Annotated in this window: 13 protein-coding genes; 8 read left to right on the top strand and 5 right to left on the bottom strand. The window is 59.5% G+C overall.

Annotated elements, in window-relative coordinates; genetic code table 11:
- Positions 1-58: 58 nt before the first annotated feature.
- The 3 genes from WH50_RS06125 to WH50_RS06115 all read right to left on the bottom strand — a co-directional run bounded on the left by WH50_RS06125 (position 59) and on the right by WH50_RS06115 (position 6857).
- Positions 59-1630, bottom strand: a complete 1572-nt coding sequence (locus WH50_RS06125) for an FMN-binding glutamate synthase family protein (protein ID WP_110186531.1) — start codon at positions 1628-1630, stop codon at positions 59-61.
- 131 nt (positions 1631-1761) lie between these two features.
- On the bottom strand, positions 1762-4008 hold the full coding sequence (locus WH50_RS06120) for a mechanosensitive ion channel family protein (protein WP_165838325.1): 2247 nt from the start codon (positions 4006-4008) through the stop codon (positions 1762-1764).
- A gap of 230 nt (positions 4009-4238) precedes the next feature.
- The gene (locus WH50_RS06115; protein ID WP_110186529.1) at positions 4239-6857 is read right to left on the bottom strand and encodes an ATP-binding cassette domain-containing protein; all 2619 of its coding nucleotides are present in this window, start codon (positions 6855-6857) and stop codon (positions 4239-4241) included.
- 368 nt (positions 6858-7225) lie between these two features.
- Between WH50_RS06115 and WH50_RS06110 the strand changes: the two genes are divergently transcribed.
- The 3 genes from WH50_RS06110 to WH50_RS06100 are packed head-to-tail and all read left to right on the top strand — an operon-like array spanning position 7226 to position 10319.
- The gene (locus tag WH50_RS06110; protein WP_243410013.1) at positions 7226-8575 is read left to right on the top strand and encodes a glycosyltransferase family 4 protein; all 1350 of its coding nucleotides are present in this window, start codon (positions 7226-7228) and stop codon (positions 8573-8575) included.
- Positions 8563-9735, top strand: coding sequence for a glycosyltransferase family 4 protein (locus WH50_RS06105; RefSeq protein WP_110186527.1), 1173 nt, complete (start codon positions 8563-8565; stop codon positions 9733-9735). The genes WH50_RS06110 and WH50_RS06105 overlap by 13 nt, the downstream gene beginning before the upstream one ends.
- On the top strand, positions 9732-10319 hold the full coding sequence (locus WH50_RS06100) for a histidine phosphatase family protein (RefSeq protein ID WP_110186526.1): 588 nt from the start codon (positions 9732-9734) through the stop codon (positions 10317-10319). The genes WH50_RS06105 and WH50_RS06100 overlap by 4 nt, the downstream gene beginning before the upstream one ends.
- Before the next feature lie 12 nt (positions 10320-10331).
- Here WH50_RS06100 and WH50_RS06095 read toward each other — a convergent pair whose 3' ends face one another.
- On the bottom strand, positions 10332-11108 hold the full coding sequence (locus WH50_RS06095; protein ID WP_110186525.1) for a spermidine synthase: 777 nt from the start codon (positions 11106-11108) through the stop codon (positions 10332-10334).
- A gap of 209 nt (positions 11109-11317) precedes the next feature.
- Complete coding sequence (locus WH50_RS06090; RefSeq protein WP_165838324.1) at positions 11318-11947, bottom strand: C40 family peptidase; 630 nt, start codon at positions 11945-11947, stop codon at positions 11318-11320.
- 233 nt (positions 11948-12180) lie between these two features.
- On the opposite strand from WH50_RS06090, the gene WH50_RS06085 reads away from it, so the two are divergent.
- From WH50_RS06085 to WH50_RS06065, 5 genes are all read left to right on the top strand, one after another.
- Positions 12181-13683: a carboxypeptidase M32 gene (locus WH50_RS06085; protein WP_110186523.1), complete on the top strand. Its 1503-nt coding sequence runs from the start codon at positions 12181-12183 to the stop codon at positions 13681-13683.
- Positions 13684-13843: 160 nt separating this feature from the next.
- On the top strand, positions 13844-15004 hold the full coding sequence (locus WH50_RS06080) for a GGDEF domain-containing protein (protein WP_133251256.1): 1161 nt from the start codon (positions 13844-13846) through the stop codon (positions 15002-15004).
- Between the two features lie 385 nt (positions 15005-15389).
- Positions 15390-16535 carry a GGDEF domain-containing protein gene (locus WH50_RS06075; RefSeq protein ID WP_110186521.1) on the top strand — a complete coding sequence of 382 codons (1146 nt, stop codon included), beginning with the start codon at positions 15390-15392 and terminating at the stop codon, positions 16533-16535.
- Positions 16536-16698: 163 nt separating this feature from the next.
- The gene (locus WH50_RS06070) at positions 16699-17883 is read left to right on the top strand and encodes a GGDEF domain-containing protein (RefSeq protein ID WP_133251255.1); all 1185 of its coding nucleotides are present in this window, start codon (positions 16699-16701) and stop codon (positions 17881-17883) included.
- Positions 17884-17959: 76 nt separating this feature from the next.
- A complete protein-coding gene (locus WH50_RS06065; RefSeq protein ID WP_110186519.1) occupies positions 17960-19411 on the top strand; it encodes an aminoacyl-histidine dipeptidase in 1452 nt (483 codons plus the stop codon).
- Positions 19412-19503: the final 92 nt, after the last annotated feature.

Raw genomic sequence — 19503 nt, 5'->3', positions numbered from 1 at the left:
GGAGGAGCAGCACTGCCACCCTGTAGCAGGGCGGCAGCGTACAGCTCAGACGACGAGATCAGACATCGACCGTGGCGGTGATCTTGTCAATCACCTGCTCCTCCACAGCGGTGAGGGGAATACGGTATTCGGGACGGGTATGAACGTCAGGATACAGCTCATCCAGACGCTTGGAGCGGCCGGATTCAGTCACTTCGCGGGCATGCTTGCGACTGAACTGACGCGGTTCCTTGACTCCCACCGAGTGCGCGATGATTTCCACCTCGTGCATCATGTTATGGGCGTAATGGGCCACCCGCTCGGCCTTGTCGGTCGGGTCCAGCCCCTTCATCAGCTCAGGATTGTGTGTGGTGATGCCCGTGGGGCAGGTGTTCTTGTTGCATTGCAACGCCTGAATGCAGCCCAGTGAGAACAGGAAGCCCCGCGCCGACAGCACGAAATCGGCCCCCATACACAGCGCCCAGGCCACCCCCGCCGGGGTAATCAGCTTGCCGGAGACCACTACCTTGATGCGCTCACGCAGGCCATATTCATTGAGCTTGTCGACCACCACCGGCAGGCTCTCGATGATCGGCAGGCCGACATAATCCATCAGACTCTGCGGCGCGGCACCGGTGCCGCCATCGGCGCTGTCGATGGTGATAAAGTCCGGCGCCTTGTCAAAGCCACGGCGATGGATGGCCGCGAACAGATCATCGAAGAACTCGAACTGCCCCACCACCAGCTTCATACCGGTCGGCTTGCCGGTGACCTCGCGCACCCGGCTGACCAGATCAAGAATGTCATCGACATTGTTGACCTCCTCATGGCCATTAGGGCTGATGGAATCATGCCCCGCCGGAATGCCACGAATCTCAGCAATTTCCTCATTGACTTTGATAGCAGGCAGAATGCCGCCCTTGCCGGGTTTGGCCCCCTGACTGAACTTGACCTCAAACATTTTCACCTGTTCGTGGCCTGCGATGGTGCGCAGGCGGTCGTCGGAAAGATGACCGTGCTCGTTACGCACACCGTATTTGGCAGTCCCGATCTGGAACACCAGATCGGCGCCACCGGCCAGATGATAGGGAGACAAGCCCCCCTCGCCGGTATTCATCCAGATACCGGCCTTGGCCGCCCCTTTGGACAGCGCCGTGACAGCCGCCTTGGACAGCGCGCCATAACTCATGCCGGAAATATTGAAGATGCTTTTGGCGGTATAGGGCTGACGGGCATAGCCTGCGCCCAGTGTCAGGTGACTGGCAGGCTCAGCCCGGCTCTCCTGCGTGGGGAAGGCGCAGTTGGCGAACATCACCGCGCCAACCCCGCTCAGCGGACGGGTGGAGCCGAAGGCCACGGTGGAGTCGACATTCTTCGCTGCCCGGTACACCCAGGAGCGCTCGGCGCGGTTGAACGGTAACTCTTCGCGATCCATGGCAAAGAAGTACTGCCGGAAGAAGGTGCCTATATGCTCGAAGAAGTAACGGAAACGACCGATGATCGGGTAGTTATGCCGGATGGTCTGGGTCGTCTGGGTACGGTCAATGATGTACAGCGCCACCAGCCACAGCACACCGATACCGATCAGTATCATCAAACTCAGCGCGGTGACTTCCAGCGCGCGCATGCCATAGGCATCCAACCAGGTCATAGTTGTTGGCTCCTTGTTCAAGCTCATCAGGTTCAATTAACGTGTCTGGCTCTGTCGGCGAGATCGTCAACACGTGCTACAGGGCTCGAGGGGCGGCTGAACGGCTGATGACGGGTGTTGCTGTTTAGCCTTCAGGTAGCGTCGCCGTGCCCCTCCTTGATGTCATCGAAACGCTCATGGCGGCGTGCATCCTCCGCCGCAAGGGTGGCCGCCATTGCCGAGGCCGCAGAGACGATCTGTTGCTGCATCGGTGGCTCAGGCTGTTCAGTCTGACTCGCTTCGCTGGCGACAGTTCCCGGCAGCAGCACATGGACCGCGCGATGGGCAAAGCTGATGCCGTTATTCTCCAGCGCCTCTTTGACCAGACGGTAGGCTTCGCGCCGGATGACCCATTGTTCACCGGGTTTGGTGGTGAACTTCATACGGAAAATCAGTGCGGATTCCTCCACCCGCATCACCCCCTGTGACTTCAGCGGTAACAGGAAGCAGGGCCCCATTTCTTCGTCTTCGAGCATCTTTTCGCCGACTTTCTTGACGATCTTGCGTACCTTTTCCACGTCGGTGTCATAGGGCAGACGGAATTCCAGCTTCATCGTCACCCAGTCACGGCTGAGATTTTTGACGGTGGAAATCTCGCTGTACGGAATGGTCTGCACCGCGCCCAGATGATGGCGCAGGCGCATGGAGCGCAGGGCTATCTTCTCCACCGTGCCCTTGAGCCCGGCCACTTCGATGTACTCGCCACGGCGAAAGGCATCGTCGACCAGAAAGAACACGCCGGAAATAATGTCCTGCACCAGCTTCTGGGCACCAAAGCCGACAGCAATACCTACCACCCCGGCACCGGCCAGCAAGGGGCCGATCTGTACGCCGACGGCATTGAGCATGCTCAGTACCGTGGTCACCACCAGAATTACCAGAATGAAGGAGCGCAGCAGCGGCAGCAGGGTCTCGGTGCGGCTGGCGCCACCGCCGCCGCCCTCACCTTCCAGATTTGCACTGCCATCATCGCTGTATTCATCAGGCAGATGACGCTCAATCAGCGACTGGATCATTTCCCAGGCGACGTAGGCCACCAGCGCGATCACCAGTACATCAATCACCGCCCGTCCGAGCTGATGGGCAACGCTGTTCTCCATCATCTGCCAGGTGCCGTATCCCAGCACTTCCAGCAGGGTCAGCACAGCGACCGACAGCATGATCAGTCGCAGACCGTTCTGCAGAATGCGGATAAAGCGCTCGGAACGGCTGCGGAAGGTACGGCTCTGCAGAAACGGCAAGGTAATCAGACGGCGCAGGCAGGCATTGAACAGGCGGTCCACCAGTGGGAAAACAATCGTCAGCCACCAGGCCAGTGCCAGGCGCTGCGCCAGTTCGAAGTTGCCAATAAAAATGTTGTAGCTCCACACCAGCCAGAGTACGAACAGCCACACCCCGGCCATCACCGGCCAGGCCTGCAGCACGGCCCGGCGCAGACTGTCAATGGCACAGGCGCTGCCATCATCGAACATATGCTCCAGCGCCACCCGGTTATGCAGGACACAGCCTAGTGCGATCAGGTTCATCAGCATGCCGCTGATGGGCTCCAGCAGGCTGACGTAAATCTCCGGCATACCCATGTCCAGCAGCAGATTGAGGCCATGCTGATTGGTGGCGGCCACCAGGGTAAAGCCCAGTACCCAGCGGTGGAACGACAGGGCCGGTTCACAGGCCAGCGGCAATGCTCGAATGCCACGGGCATGAGGAGCAAAGATCGCACGAGACAGCACCGCCACCAGCCGCAGGGTCACGGCGACCGGCAGTGCGGCCAGCATCACCACCCGCATGGGGTTGTCTTCCGCCACCGAGCTGATGGCCCACACCCAGGCGCCGAGCGCAAAGAACACCACGCGGATCAGATCGAGGATCACCCGCAGGCCCAGATACCCCAGCCGCGCGCTCCAGGTCAGCGACTGCACACTGCGCAGACGCTGCTCCACCGGCTGCATCCGCCAGCTGACCAGCCGCTCCAGTACATAGCCCACCGCCACCATGCCGATCAGCAGCAACACCAGCTTGAGCAGCCCATGGCTCTGATAGTCCGTCATCCGCCCCCAGACCGGCTCCAGCGGTGACATATCGGCTATGGCCTGATGCGCTTCCTGCAGACGACTCTGGAACAGATTGGACTGATCCCGTACCTGTTGCAGCATGGTCGCGGCGCGGGCATTGGCCAGCGCGTTGTAATCCTCAGCCGCAGGTGCCGCTGTGACCGGCACGCTGAGCAGCAGCGCCAGCAACGCAGCGATCAGCATCACAGAGCCACGTTGCAGCCCTGCCATCCCTGTGCTCAGTAATTGCCAGCCAGCTGGCTTAGCGGGTCGATACCGCACTGTCATTGTTTGCTCCTGTGATGCTGCTACGGGCCTGTCACGCTTTGTGCCTGACCCGCCGAACGGCATGAAATCCTGATTTTATCCCTGAGACCTGCTCTCAGAATATATTCACGATCTTGCAAGCTCGCGCCAGACGAGGCGAAAGCGCTGAGGAAGCGGAGTTTAGTGGTGAGCATTCCCGAAGCGCTTTTCAGCGCCGTATGGCCGGCGCGCTGCTGATCGTGAACCTGTTCTTAGCCACTCAACTTGCTGAACACCGTCCCCTCCCGGCTCAGTTCAGTAAAGGTGCCCTGCTCCACCAGCTGTCCCTGCTGCATGACCAGCACCTGCTCGAAGCGGTCCGCCAGCTCGGCCCGGTTCAGTACCCAGATCTGGGTTGTCTGCGGATACTCCTGTAACAGCACATCCATCATCCGTGTTTCGGCAATGGGGTCGAGACCGGAAGTGGCCTGATTGAGGATCAGAATATCCGGGTTCTTCAGCAGTGCCCGCACAATCGCCACTTTCTGCCGCTGCGACAGAGTCAGACGACTGCCGCCGGTGCCGACGTGATAGTTCAAACCGATCCCCAGCAGGATATTCTCCAGTTGTTCCGATTCGATGATTTCGCGGATCAGCTGGCCAACCCGGGTCTGCGCTCTGGCCTGACCATACACCGGACGCCCAAACAGCAGGTTGTCCTGCACACTCAGGCCGGGGTTGTACTGGTCAGGATCAAAGGGCTGGTGATTCAGCCCCAGATCACGCATGCGTTTAGCAAACAGCTGACGGGCATAGAGAATGCGCGCCTGCAGTACCTTGTCGATCAGCCCCAGACGATGGCGGGCGGGCGACACCTGGAAGGTCAGCGCAAGCAGGCGTTCGACAATTTCGCCGCTGAGGCTGTCGAGGTGGGTCTGATCACGCACCTTGGTCAGCAGCGTGCGGTAGTAAGGCAGGTCTTCATGACGAATGAAACTGAAGCGCTCGAACAGCTCGGAGTTCTCATCCAGATCGGAGAACAGGTCGACCATGGTGGAGGTCAGCTCGATGCCGATACGCAGGAAGGTATCAAACAGCTCCTGATCACGCAGGAACTGCTGCAAGCCGGGCCGTCCGGCAATCACCTGATAGTCCAGCTCACGGCCGATCACCACACCGAACATCAGGTTCTCAATGACATTGAGGTTGGTGTTGTAACGCTGTTCGTCAAACACTTCCACCAGCCCTTCGTACTCTTTCTCCTGCAAGCGCTGGCGCAGTACATGGCGGGCGGCAACGATGCGCTCGATCTTCTCCTTCGGCGCGTGTTCATCCAGCTTGCCCAGCAAGCCCAGCTGAATCACATCCTGCTTCAGGTCAACCTGCTCCAGTACTGACGACAGGCGCACGTGGAGTTCGCTCATGGAATCCAGACCAAGCCGCTGCAGATCGGTCCAGTCCTGCTGCGGGTCATCTTCGCTGTTACCGGACAGACGCGCCTGCTGTGCATCCCAGCGCCGCTCCTCGCTGTATTCGCGGGCCGCGGTATACAGGCCGTAATAGACGTTGGCGCGCAGAGTGCCGGTGAAAATATGGGCGTTGTCGCTGACGTAACCCATCTTCTCGCCAATGGTCGACTGCGGCAGGCTGTTCATGTCCGCCTCGGCCAGCAGCAGTTTACCCTGGGTTGGCTGATACAGTCTGGCCAGCAGCCGCGCCAGCTCTTCCTTGCCGCTACTGGCATTGCCGACGATGGCGATCTTCTGCCCAAGCGGCAGACGGAAGTTGATACGCTCCAGCAGGTTGAAGCCGGCATGCTCGGCATAGCTCAGATTGGTTGCCTGCCAGCTGCCAGCAGACATATCCAGCGGTGCAGCCGGTGCATCCTGCAGATGGGTATCGAGCATACCGGGCGGCTGGAACTGCTCGACAATCTGCTCGTACTTGATGCGGATGTCCTCTTTGCTCTGATAATAGGTCAGCAGCTCTTTCCAGGGGTCATTCAACTCCTTGAAAGCAGCAATGGCGGTGACCAGTGCCCCCAGTGACAGCTGGCCATTGATGACGTAATAACCGCCCAGCAGATAGAAGAAGAACGGCGTCACCTGAGCCAGAAAATTGTTGAGGAACTTGATGAAGAACTTACGTTTGTATATGTCGTAGCGGATGGTGAAGATGGTGCCCAGCCAGGAGCTGATCACGGCCTTCTCGTAGCGGCTGGTGTGGTTGGCATGGATTTCCTGCATGCCATTGATGGAGTCACTGAGGCGATCACCCAGCTTGCGCACCGTCAGCACCCGCTCCTTGCTCAGTCGGTTAACCACCCGTTGCAGACGCGGAATCAACCACAGCTGGAAGGGATACAGTGCCGTCGCCAGCAACCCCAGCCATAACGACTGGTTGAAGATGAAAAACAGATAGGTAATCAGCATGCCGCCCTGGAATGCGGGCAGCGCATAGGCATCACCAACAAAACCACCCAGCGGCTCGGTCTCGGAAATCAGGATGGGCAGCATTTCGCCCTGTGAGACCTTCTTGTAGTGCGGCAGCGGGAAACGCAGCATCTGCGCAAACAATTCAAAACGCAGGCGCCGCAGCATCCGCTCACCGACCACGCCGCGATAGACGTTAAGGACGTATTTCATCACCCCGTTGATGATGACCAGCACCAGAAACAGGGAGCACAGCAGCACCAGATAAGTGAGCTGATCAATGGGAAAGCCCAGAATGGCATCAGGAATGTTAGCGCCACCGATGGCATCGTTGATGATTTTCTTGGGGACTGCCAGCGTCCAGTACATGAACGGCAGAGAAGCCACCGTCAGCAGCAGGATCAGTATCTGATCGCGCTTGGTGTGCTTGAGGATGTAGCGAAATATTGATGACTCCATGTACCCGCCTGTTGACCTGACCTGGCGACCGCACCACACTTGCCGCCGTAAAACTGTCAATACTGACTATGTAAAAACTAACTGTGTAAAAGCTAACTATAAGAACGTGCTGACGATCTCGCGAGCTGGCGGCAATGGCTGAGAGAGGGGAGTTTTCTCAATAAAAATGAACATCCTGCCACTCTTTTCAACGCCCTGTTTTCAATGCCCTATGGCCAACGCGCCGCAGACTGTCTGCACGTTTGGAGTCTGTTTACGCTCTGTATCTAAGAGCGGCCTGTGCCCGGAAAGGGAAAGAACCACCATCGCTGGCGGAGCTGACTGTCAGTATGTGCTCACAGGCTCCGTCAGCTGTCGAGGAGCACTCATTGGAAACACCTAGTGATTCTGCCGCCGCAGCCGGGGCAGCGGAATACCGCCCCGTCGGTAACAATATAGCCCTGATTTTAAAAGGCTACCCACGCCTGTCGGAAACCTTTATTGCACAGGAGATTCGTGCGCTGGAGCAGCGTGGTCTGAATATCCTGCTGGTTTCCCTGCGTCACCCCACCGACAAACGCACCCATCCGATTCATGACGAAATCCGCGCGCCGGTGCTGTACCTGCCGGAGTATCTCTATCAGGAGCCCTGGCGCGTCTGTAAGGGTCTGAGAAAAAGCGTAAGACTACCGGGCTTTGCCAGTGCTGTCAGGGCTTTCCTGCGCGACCTGTATCGCGACCGCAGCCCTAACCGGGTAAGACGCTTTGGTCAGGCGCTGGTCCTGGCGGCGGAGCTGCCGCAACAATACCGGCAATTGTATGCCCATTTCATTCATACCCCAGCCTCGGTAACCCGCTACACAGCGTTGCTTTGCCAGCTGCCCTGGTCCGCCTCCGCTCACGCCAAGGACATCTGGACGCTGGAGCCGTGGGAGCTGCGGGAAAAGCTGGCTGACCTCGAGTGGATTGCCACCTGCACGGGCGCCAATCACGCCTATCTGCAGAGCCTTAGCCAGCACCCCGATAAGGTAAGGCTGGTTTACCATGGCCTCGACTTCAGTCGCTTCGATACTCCGGCTGTCAGCCACTCTGACCACGATGGCCGTGTTGCCAGCGCGCCAGTGACACTGGTATCAGTCGGCCGGGCGGTACCGAAAAAGGGCTACGACGTACTGCTTCAAGCATTGTCACAGTTGCCTGCCGGGCTGCACTGGCGCTTCCTGCATATAGGGGGTGGCAGTGAGCTGGACAAGCTGAAAGCCCAGGCTCAGCAACTCGGCATTGCCGAACGCATCGAGTGGCGTGGTGCCCTGCCGCAAAAAGAGGTGCTGGAAGCCTATCGTCAGGCTGACCTGTTCGTACTGGCATCGCGCATCACCGCCGATGGTGACCGGGATGGTCTGCCCAATGTACTGATGGAAGCCCAGAGCCAGCGGCTGGCCTGTCTGGCGACAGATATTTCCGGCATTCCCGAGCTGATCATCGATGAACAGACCGGTCTGCTGGTGCCCCAGCAGGATGCCACGGCGCTGACACAGGCCCTGCTGCGCCTGATCACCACCCCGCAGCTGCGGCTGCAGCTGGGCGAGGCAGGCTATCAGCGAGTCAGACAGGTCTTCACCATGGCACGTGGCATCGACCAGCTGATGGGGCTGTTCCAGCAGGGCACAGCCCATCCTGCCGATGACTTCACCAAGCTCGGCAACACGGCTGCGGACGCCTGCTCATGCTGCGAGTAGCCTTCTATGCGCCGCTGAAGCCGCCTGATCATCCCAATCCTTCCGGCGACCGCCAGATCGCCCGGTTGTTCATGCAGGCCCTGCAGCAGGCGGGCTGCCAGGTTGAGCTGGCCAGCCACCTGCGCAGCCGTGACGGCAAGGGCGACCTGTTACGCCAGCAACGTCTGGAACAGGTCGCCAAGGGTCTGGCCCGACGGCTGATCCGGCGCTTTTTACAGCGACCCGCCGCACAGCGGCCGCAACTGTGGTTTACCTATCATCACTATCACAAGGCACCTGACTGGATTGGCCCGCAGGTCGCTGATGCGCTGAACATTCCCTATGTGATTGCTGAGGCATCCTATTCTGCCCGCCAGCACAACGGCCCCTGGCAGCACGGTCTGCAAGGCAGTATTCGCGGTCTGCGCCGTGCCGATGCGCTGCTCTGTCTTAACCCCAAGGATCAGCCAGCCCTGCGCCAGCTGCTGGGGGAGCAGGCACCGCTGCATCAGTTTCCACCTTTTCTGGACCTCAGCCCCTACCTGCGGCTCGACACTGCTGCCCCTGCCCGGCAGCGCGCCAGACAGCAGCTGGGGGAGCAATGGCAGATACCCGCTGACCGCCCCTGGCTGATTACCGCGGCGATGATGCGCCCGGGTGACAAGCAGGCGTCTTACCATCTGCTGGCCGAAGCGCTGCGGCAGCTGCCTGACCGGCCATGGCAACTGCTGGTGCTGGGTGATGGACTGGCCCGGACTGATATCGAAAACGATTTCCGCGGCCTGCCGGTCAGCTGGCTCGGGCGCCAGCCCCCCGAAGCCCTGCAGCCCTGGCTCAGTGCTGCCGACCTGTTTGTCTGGCCCGCCGTCAATGAAGCCTTCGGCATGGCGTTACTGGAAGCCCAGGCGTGCGGACTGCCGGTGATCGCCGGTGATGAAGGGGGGGTGGCCTCGATCCTTGCACCGCAGGCCAGTCAGGCGGTCACCCCACGAGACAGTCAGACCTTTGCCCGCGCGGTGGCTGCCGCGCTGGACACCGATCTCCATCAGCGTGGCATGCAGGCGCGTCAGCATGTGCTTGAACATCATGGCCTGCCCAGCGCCAGTCAGCAGCTGCGACAGTTGCTCAGCGCACTTGTGGATAAATACGCCAGTCAGGCTCAGGCAGAGGGAACAGAATGACTGTGGATATCTTACTGCTGCGCCACGGCCCCACCCTGTGGAACAGAGAGAAGCGCATTCAGGGCCGTACCGATATTCCCCTGTCTGCCGAAGGGCTTGCCGCGCAGGCCGAACGCAGCCTGCCGTCGGGCTGGCAGCAGGCAGCGTGGTACAGCAGCCCGCTGCAACGGGCGCAGCAAACAGCTGCCGCACTGGGACTTGAGGTGCAGCTGGCCCCGCTGCTGATCGAAATGGACTGGGGCGAATGGGAAGGACAACGCCTGCCGGAACTGCGGCAACAGCTCGGCCCTGCCATGCAGACCATGGAAGACCGGGGTCTGGACCTGTGTCCGCCCGGCGGAGAAAGCCCCCGTCAGGTCCAGCAGCGTCTGTATCGCTGGTGTGAAGAGCAGGCACTGCAGGCATCCCAGCTGACGGAATACCGGGTGGGCGCGGTCACGCACAAAGGGGTGATCCGCGCCGCGCTGGCAGCCGCCTGTGACTGGAATATGCTGGGCAGGGCGCCAGTCAAACTGGACTGGCAGCGGGCTCACTGGTTCCGCTGGCAGCAGGGCAGGCTCAGTCTGGTACAAGCCAACTGCTAAGCAGCCAAAGCGTTACTGTGCGCTGGGTATATTTAACCGGCTGAGCAGGCGCCCGAACGGCAGTTCCATCCTGCGCCCGACCTGACGCATGGCATCCACCAGCTGACGGCTGGGGGCCTCAGGCGTCAGGTGCGGAAACGCATAGACCACCACATTGCCCTCTTCTACCGGCAGCAACCAGTAACGACCGGGATAGCAGGCCTTGAACAGCTCTTCGTTCTGTGGGTGCCCGGACTGCCCACGCTGCCACTGGTTAAGCACGATGATGCCGTCACGTTTGAGCAGACGATTGCACTGATCAAGAAAGGCAGCGGTACCCTGTGCGGAAGCCATGCCTTCTTCCAGATAGATATCCGCCAGAATCAGGTCATAGGAGTCCAGCTCGGCGTTGTGGATAAACTCCACCGCATCCATCACATGGATCTTCATCTGCGGATCAGCTTCAGGAAACTCGAAGAACTGTTTAGCGGCTTCATACACCTGCCCGCGCAGCTCCACCACATCCATCTGCAACTCCGGCAGCAGGCGGCGCAGACCGCGGGGCAGGGTGCCCGCACCAAGGCCCAGTACCAGAGCCCGCTTAGGCTTGCTGTGGAACACGCCGGTCATCAGCATGGCCTGTACATAGTCGTATTCCACCCAGTCAGGGCGGTGAATCAGGATGCAGGCCTGCTCGGTTTCCAGCTCCTCACCGAAGCACAGAAAGCGGTAGGGGCCGGCTTCCACCACCCGAATAACACCCCAGGCGTCGTAAGCGCGCCATATTTCACGTTCATTGGTGGCCAGCATCTGGGTATTCCACAGAAAAGAAAAAATCAGAAAGGAAAGTCGCACATTCTATACCGACCGGGCTCCGCCAGCGAAATCAGTCGCTGTGGAACCTGTTCACGCGCTGCAGCGCGTCAGCCATTCCTGGTGGCAATAAAGACGGCCATAAACAAACAAGGCAGGTTACTCAACCTGCCTTGTTATCTGATCAGCGATGCAAAGGCGCCGGATCAGTTCGACACCAGCACCGGCCCGATATGTGTCCCCACTGCGACACCGCCCATGGTGGCAGGTACCAGCTTCATCGGGCGGCCAAACACCGGGTTCTTGCCCCAGAAATTGGGCACCGGACGCTGACTGGTGCGGCCTGCGGTTGAGGAGGCATCCCACACCCATACCCGGCCCTGACCATCGATATGCGAGAACACCGCGACGTGCGTTTCATAGCCCTGACTTTTCGGGTCAAAGAAAATCCAGTCACCCTCGCGCAGCTGCACCATATCGGTCAGCGGATAGGTGTTGTATTTGTATAAGGCATCCGCGGTGACATCGCCTTCCAGTTTGCTCTGGTAACGGAAACCACGCAGCCCCAGCTGAGAATAGGACCACACCAGCAGCCCCGAGCAGTCAAACCCCCGTGAAGGTGACTGCGCGCCCCAGACGTACGGCTTGCCGACCTGGGTACTGATGGTTTTGATAATGGAGAGCTGTTCCTGAGGTTCCAGCGGTACCTGCTCGTACTGCACCCCATGGATTAGCTTGCCTGTATTGCTGCTCAGGCTGGGTTTGGTCTGATTGCCACTGCAACCGGCCAGCACCGCCACCAGTGCCAGAACCAACCACCCCCGAAACTGTGCCAAAGGCGCCCCACTGAACCTCGCCCAGACCTGCATAGTACTTCCCCTAAACCTTCAATCTGCCCCTGCCACCGGGGTAATTCCATTTCCCGGCGAATACCCACTGCCGGGTCACATGCTCCTGAGAGCCTTTTCACTGCTATTTAAGCTAGTATTTCAGCCCATGCTGAGCGCGATCACGTCACCACCCAGTACGTCCTCGCACTCCCCTGCTTTGTCCTGATCAGGAAATGCCCATGACCAAGTCCATCACCCCCGAGAGCATGTTGCCTTTGCAAGGCCTGTTCCAGCGCCAGCATCACTTTCAGCATCTGCTGGCCATGGCCCACTGGGATCAGGCAACGATGATGCCCGATCACAGTGCCGAAGCCCGCGCCGATGCCATCGCCGAACTGGAAACCCTGTGCCATCAGCAACTTACTGCACCACAGGTGGAGGAATGGCTGAATCAGGCGGCACAGGATAGCACGCTGGATGCCAAACAGAAGGCCAGTCTGCGTGAAATGCAGCGCCAGTGGCGGCAGGCGGCAGTCTTGCCGGAACAGCTGGTGAAGGCACAAAGCCTTGCCGGTGCCCGGTGTGAACATGCCTGGCGTGAACAGCGCAAGGCCAACGACTGGCAAGGCTTTGCCGCCAATCTCAAGGAGGTAGTGGCGCTGTCACGGGAAGAGGCGCAGATCCGTGCGGCAGCCACTGGCAGCACGCCTTATGACGCCTTGATGGAGTTGTATGAACCCGGCATGAACTGTGCCCGCATCGATAGCCTGTTCGGGGAGTTGAAGACCTGGCTGCCGGGCATGATCCATGATGTAGTGGAAAAACAGCGCAGCCTCAGCATCGTGCAGCCACAGCCACCTTTTGCTCCGGCGGCACAGGAACAACTGGGGCGGGCGGTCATGGCGCTGCTGGGTTTTGATTTCCATGCCGGTCGTCTGGATATTTCCGCCCATCCGTTCTGTGGCGGTGTACCTGAAGATGTCCGCATCACCACCCGTTACAGCGAGCAGGATTTTACCCAGAGCCTGATGGGCATCGTCCACGAGACCGGCCATGCCCGTTATGAACAGAACCTGCCCGGCGACTGGCTGAAACTACCGGTGGGCGCGGCACGCTCCATGGGGGTACACGAATCGCAAAGCCTATTCTTCGAGATGCAGCTGGGCCGCCATCCGGCTTTCCTGGCACGTATCCACCCGCTGATCAGTGAGCATCTGGGGCAGCGTCCGGGGATGGATCTGGCCAATCTGCAGCGTCTGTACAATCAGGTGGAGCCGGGCTTTATCCGCGTCGATGCCGATGAAGTGACCTACCCCTGCCATGTCATCCTGCGCTATGAAATTGAACGTGACCTGATGAATGGCGCGCTTGAGGTGGAACATATCCCCGAACGCTGGGATGCCGCCATGCAGCAATATCTGGGGCTCTCCACCGCAGGCAACTATCGCAATGGCTGCATGCAGGACATTCACTGGACCGACGGCTCCTTTGGCTACTTCCCCAGCTACACCCTGGGCGCCATGATTGCCGCCCAGCTGGCCGCCAGCGTCCGCACGCAGCTGGGGGATATCGGTGAGCTGATCACCCAGGACCGGCTGGCCGAGGTATTTACCTGGTTGCGCCAGCATATCTGGCAGCAGGGCAGTCTGCTGGAAACCAGCGAGCTGCTGCGTCAGGCCACCGGTGAAGATCTCTCCGCGCGCTTCTTCCGTGCCCACCTGCAGGCGCGCTATCTGGATTAACCCCCTTGCTGACTGCGGCCAGTCCCCTGTCCGCAGTCAGAGCAACCCACCGGCTGATAAAAGGTATCTGCTGTCACACAGGATAGGTATCATCTGAGCCAGCGCGACTTTTACCCCGCCCTGTTGCAGACGGCCGCCCTGTGGCTGATCGGAGAATCGTTTGAACTGGATTGATATCCCCTCGCTGATGCTGGTCACCCTGTTTGCTTCGCTGGTCGGGATGGCAGTCTTCGGCACCCTGTGGCACACCTACCCACGGGAAAAGAGTTTTCCTTTACTGGCAGCAGCGAATCTGGCCTGTCTTGCCGGTATTGCCACCATGCTGTTGCGACCAGTGATAGGCACACCGGTCAGCGCCATCAGCGGCAACCTGCTCCTGCCTTGCGCCTTCCTGCTGACCGTTGCCGCTTTCCGACAGCTGCAGCACCGCCGTATTGCGCGCTGGCCCTGGCTGATCCCCCCGCTGCTGGTCACCGTGCTGTGCGTCATCGGCTTCGAGCCTGAGCAGCTCGGGCTGCGTGGCCAGTGCTACTCCCTGGTGGCGATGCTGATCACGGTTATCCTGCTGGTGGACTGCTACCGGCTGCGTGCCCGGACGCGCGGGCTGGGCATGATCCTGTTGGTGTGCATGGGCGTCGTCGAATTCTGGGTCAATGGGATACGGATCATACTGATCGAGATGTATCCCCAAACCAATGTGCTGCAACAGCATCCGGGGACGGTAGTGATCTATCTTGGCGGCGTGATCTACCTGTTCCTGCAGCCACTGGCCTTCCTGCTGATGTATCAGCAGCAACTGCATCAGCGCCTTGAATACCGGGCCGATCACGATGGCCTGACCGAACTGCTCAACCGCCACGCCTTCATTCGTCAGGCCAGCAACCTGTTCCAGCAGGCACAACAGCAGCAACAGCGGCTATCACTGGCACTGATGGATCTGGACTGGTTCAAGCGCATTAATGACAGCTACGGTCATCAGGCAGGCGATGCGGTGCTGGCCCACTTTGCCCAGCTGCTGCGCCATGAACTGCACAATACGGCCGGATCGCAGAACATTCTGCTGGCCCGGGTAGGTGGCGAAGAATTTGCAGTGTTATGGTTAGGGCTGAGTGCCAAAGAGGCCAGTCTGCAGATTCATCGCCTGCGCAATGCGCTGGCCCAGCACCAGCTGGAATGGGATGGCGTACCGCTGACCGTCACCTTCAGCTGTGGCATGGCCGAGCTGGTGGCTGAGCAGACCTTTGATGAGCTGTACAGCAGTGCAGACCACCTGCTGTACCGGGCCAAGGATAATGGCCGGGACTGTCTCAGCCTGGCTTGAAGCCTGTTCAGAATCTGAGCCTCAGCTCCCTGCACAATCTCGTCAGCTAACGCCAAACAAGGCGTAAAGCACTGAGGAAGCGCCTTTTACCCGCGATAAAGGGTAATGAGCCTAAATGAGCCTTCCGACGGGCTTTCAACGCAGTTAGGCCGACGCGCAGCAGATCGTGAAGCGTTCTCAGGCACAGTGGTGGCCTGCGTTCAGCAATGGTATTAATAGCACTCTGGCCGGGCAGAGCCATGTACATCTGCCGTTCATAACTCTCTGACATAGTGACGCAAATACTCCGCTGTGAGTCTGCCCCCCCTCCCAGCTGCAACGCATCCGGCGCTGCAGATCGAGACAGGGAGTCAGGCATCGGCGCTGTAATGGAGTAGCAAACACCTTGAACTGGCTCGACCTGCCAACCCTGATAGCCGTGAACATTTTTGCCAGTCTGGTGTTTATGGGCATTTTCTTTTCGCTCTGGCGCTATCACCCGGAAGAAAAAAGCTTCCTCTGGCCTTTCTGCTCCGGCCTTAGCCTGTTTTTCGGCATTACCATGTTGCTGTCACGTAGCTGGATCCCTGAGTTGATCAGCATACTGTTTGGCAACGTCAGTCTGCTCTATGGTCACATCTTCATTCTCACTGCGGTACGCCAGCTGCATCGTCAAAACCTGCGTAGTTGGTACTGGCTCATGCCACTACCACTGATAGTAGCCCTACTATTCTTCACTCTTGTGATTCCCGATATGGATTACCGAGTCGTGTCCTTCTGTCTGAGCAGCCTAGTCATCTCCCTGCTGCTTCTGCATGAGCTGCGTCTTGCCTATCATCAGGGTCACCGCCTGGGATGTACCACCCTGATGATCGCGACGACTGCCGATTTGCTGGTGCAGGCTGGACGAGTAATCCTGATTCTGATCTATCCAATGGAACAGCACCTGTTCCCCTTCCACCCCAGTATTTTGCTGTCCCTGATCAATGGCCTGGCATATATGGTGCTGTGCCCGCTGGGCTTCATGATGTTGTACAACGAGCGCCTGCAGAGCCAGCTGAAGCAGGAAGCCACTCATGATCACCTCACCGGCCTGCTCAATCTGCGGGCCTTTCTGACAGAGGCAGAACAGCTGCTGCAGTCGCCACAGCACCAGGCCGTCACGCTGGCCCTGATTGATCTGGACTGGTTCAAGAAGATCAACGACAGCTATGGCCATCAGGCGGGAGATCATGTGCTGGAGTACTTTGCCCAGCTACTGAGCATGACGCTGCACGGCTCGGGTGCCAGCATCGGACGGGTCGGTGGTGAGGAATTTGCGGTGCTGTGGCACGACCACAGCGCAGCGGCCCGCGAGGGGCTGGAGCGGCTACGCCAGCATCTGCAACATCAGCCACCGTACTGGGAAGGACAGGCCATCGCCCTCACCTTCAGCTGTGGCATGGTCAGTCTGAAGCCGGAGCGCAGTACCTTCGACAGCCTCTACCGCGAAGCGGACCGTCAGCTCTATCTGGCCAAGGCCAAAGGCCGTAACTGCCTGAGCCTGGCCTGACGCAACAATCTGCCTGACGCTGTTATTTGCTGGCGGTGCAGTCCCTCAGCTGCGCCGCAGACTCACCGCACCACGCCAATCTGATCAACGCCTCAGCCCCCCGCCGCAGCCTGAGCTATGGTTATACGATACCTGTCATCTGGCAGCCCAGAAAACAGCTCCCGTGACGGCGCGTCGAGGTACCGGAGTGGACTGGCTCGATATACCTACCCTGGCTTTCGTAGCTCAATTTGCCAGCATTGTTTCTCTGGCCGTTTTCGTCTATCTGTGGCGCAACAACCCACAGGTGCGAGCCTTTGCCTGGCTGGCCGCCTGCAGCCTGAGCATGTGTCTGGGGATTTTTCTAATCCTTGGTTTGCGCTTTCTGCCCGTCACCTTCTGCATCCTGTCGGGCAATATCTGCCTGATGTACGGCGGCGTGATGCTGGCCCACGGCACACGCCTGCTGTACCTGCGCCCGGTCAACTTGCTGTACTGGCTGACGCCGCTGCCGATGCTGTGTTTCACCGGCTACTTCACGCTGATCACACCGGATGTCAGTGCCAGGGTGGTGATTTACAGCGCCACGGCGGTACTGCTGACCGGCTACTTTGCCTATGAACTGCGCCGCCCCCTGCATCCCGCCGGCAGTAATGCTCGTATCGTACTGCTGACCGTCGCCAGCATTGATATTGCCATCAACCTGCTGCGGGTATGGCTGACGCTGGTGCATCCCCAGCATCAGGGCCTGCTCACCAGTGTTGGCAGCAATGCCACGGCACTGGCCTTTCTCAACGCCCTGCTGTATCTGTCGCTGCTGCCGCTGGGCTTCATGATGCTGAATGACGAGCGCCTGCAGCTGCATCTGCAGCATCAGGCCGACCACGATGACCTGACACAGCTGCTCAGTCGCAGGGCGTTTATGGAGCAGGCAGAACAGACCATCAGCCATGCCCTGCAGCGTAAGCACAGCGCCACGCTGGCCATTATTGATCTGGACTGGTTCAAGCAGATCAATGACGGTTACGGGCATCTGGCAGGCGATTACGTGCTGGCGCTTTTTGCCCGCACACTACTGCGGGAAACCCGCGGCAGTCCTGTTCTGCTGGGCCGCATCGGTGGCGAAGAATTCGCCGTACTGTGGCCTGGGCTGACGGCAAAGGAAGCGAGCATCCATCTGTACCGATTGCAAAACAGCCTGAAATCGTCACCCATGGAGTGGGATGGCATACCCATTAGTCTGACTTTCAGCTCTGGGCTCGCAGAACTGAACGACAATCAGCAAAAATTTGATACTCTATACCGCCATGCCGATGCGCAGCTGTATCTCGCCAAGGAAAACGGGCGGGACTGCCTGTCCGGCGTGTGAGGTGGCCGACCTGCAGACATGCCGTCGCAGTTAAGAAGCCACCCTGGCATATTGCTAATTCGGGATAATCATAACGATGTTAAGTCAACTGAGCCCGGCCCTGCTCTGGGCCCATTTTCAGACCCTCTGTAATACCCCACGCCCCTCAGGCCACGAAGCCACCATCCGTAACAAACTGATCGACTGGGCCGAGCGCCGCCAGTTGCAGTGGCTGACGGATGACGCCGGCAACCTGCTGATCCGCAAACCTGCCAGTGCCGGCATGGAGAACCGCCAGAGTGTGGTGCTGCAGGGTCATCTGGATATCGTTGCCCAACAGAATGAAGGCACTGGCCACGACTTCACCCGCGACCCCATTCGCACCCGCATCATCGATGGCTGGGTGCATGCCACGGGTACCACCCTTGGCGCTGATAACGGCATGGGTGTTGCGGCTGCACTGGCGGTGCTGGAAAGCGACGAGATTGCGCACGGCCCCATCGAAGCACTGTTCACCATTGAAGAAGAAAGCAGCATGCGCGGTGCACTGGAGCTGCAACCCGGCTGGCTGCAAAGCCAGTTGATGCTCAACCTCGACTCGGAAGACCGTGGTGAAGTGTATGTCGGCTGCGCCGGCGGCATGGACGTCAATGTCCAGGGTCAGTTCGAGCAGAGCCCCCTGCCTGCTGACTGGCAGGTATTCCAGATCGATATCAAGGGACTGCGTGGTGGTCACTCCGGTCTCGATATCGACAAGGGCCGTGGCAACGCCAACCGCCTGTTGGTGCGCCTGCTGATCGAGCTGAGTAAAGACAGCGCGCTGCGACTGGCCAGCTTCAGCGGCGGCACCCTGCGAAATGCCCTGCCTCGTGAAGCCCATGCCGTCATCGCTCTGCCCGCCGAGAACATAGCCCTGCTGGAACAGTTGATCAGCCAGCTGAACGCCCTCTACCGTGCCGAACTGATGGGCGTCGACGAAGGTGTGGTGATCAGCCAGCGTACTGCCAGCGCCAGTCAGGCCCTGACCAGTGATGCCAGCCGCACCCTTCTCAACGCCCTCAATGCCGCACCGCACGGTGTGGAGCGCATGAGCCCGCACTTCCACAATGTGGTGGAAACTTCCAATAACCTCGGTGTAGTGCGCCTGCAGAACGGCCAGTTTGAATGCTGCCTGCTGGTACGTTCCCTGCGCGATCAGTCCACTCAGGTACTGGCCGACCGCATCCGCAGCCTGTTCACCCTCGCAGGCTGTCAGGTACAGGGCGAAAACGCCTATCCCGGCTGGACCCCCAACCCGCACTCGCAGCTGCTGAACCTGTTTCAGGACGTGCACCAGCAGGTGTTCAGCAAGCCCGCCGAGGTCAAGGTGATTCACGCCGGCCTTGAGTGCGGCATCATCGGCGCGACTTACCCGCAGATGGATATGGTGTCCTTTGGTCCGATCATTCGCGGTGCCCATTCACCGGATGAGCGGGTCAACATCGCATCCGTTGCCGACTACTGGAAGCTGCTTGTAGCCCTGCTGGAAGCCATTCCCACCCGCACCTGACCCGCCAGAAGCGCTAGCGCCCGGCCACGGTCCGCCTGAACAGACTGTGGCCGGGTCAATACCAGCGCTGGCTCATGGCAGGATGGTTGGCC

This window comes from Pokkaliibacter plantistimulans (assembly GCF_003194385.1).
Classification (GTDB): domain Bacteria; phylum Pseudomonadota; class Gammaproteobacteria; order Pseudomonadales; family Balneatricaceae; genus Pokkaliibacter; species Pokkaliibacter plantistimulans.
This window is presented reverse-complemented; position numbering and strand designations above follow the sequence as displayed.

Bases quoted from the DNA above. Each gene is read 5' to 3' on its own strand.
- WH50_RS06125 (WP_110186531.1), bottom strand. From the start codon at position 1,630: ATGACCTGGTTGGATGCCTATGGCATGCGCGCGCTGGAAGTCACCGCG.
- WH50_RS06120 (WP_165838325.1), bottom strand. From the start codon at position 4,008: ATGACAGTGCGGTATCGACCCGCTAAGCCAGCTGGCTGGCAATTACTG.
- WH50_RS06115 (WP_110186529.1), bottom strand. From the start codon at position 6,857: ATGGAGTCATCAATATTTCGCTACATCCTCAAGCACACCAAGCGCGAT.
- WH50_RS06105 (WP_110186527.1), top strand. From the start codon at position 8,563: ATGCTGCGAGTAGCCTTCTATGCGCCGCTGAAGCCGCCTGATCATCCC.
- WH50_RS06100 (WP_110186526.1), top strand. From the start codon at position 9,732: ATGACTGTGGATATCTTACTGCTGCGCCACGGCCCCACCCTGTGGAAC.
- WH50_RS06095 (WP_110186525.1), bottom strand. From the start codon at position 11,108: ATGCTGGCCACCAATGAACGTGAAATATGGCGCGCTTACGACGCCTGG.
- WH50_RS06085 (WP_110186523.1), top strand. From the start codon at position 12,181: ATGACCAAGTCCATCACCCCCGAGAGCATGTTGCCTTTGCAAGGCCTG.
- WH50_RS06065 (WP_110186519.1), top strand. From the start codon at position 17,960: ATGTTAAGTCAACTGAGCCCGGCCCTGCTCTGGGCCCATTTTCAGACC.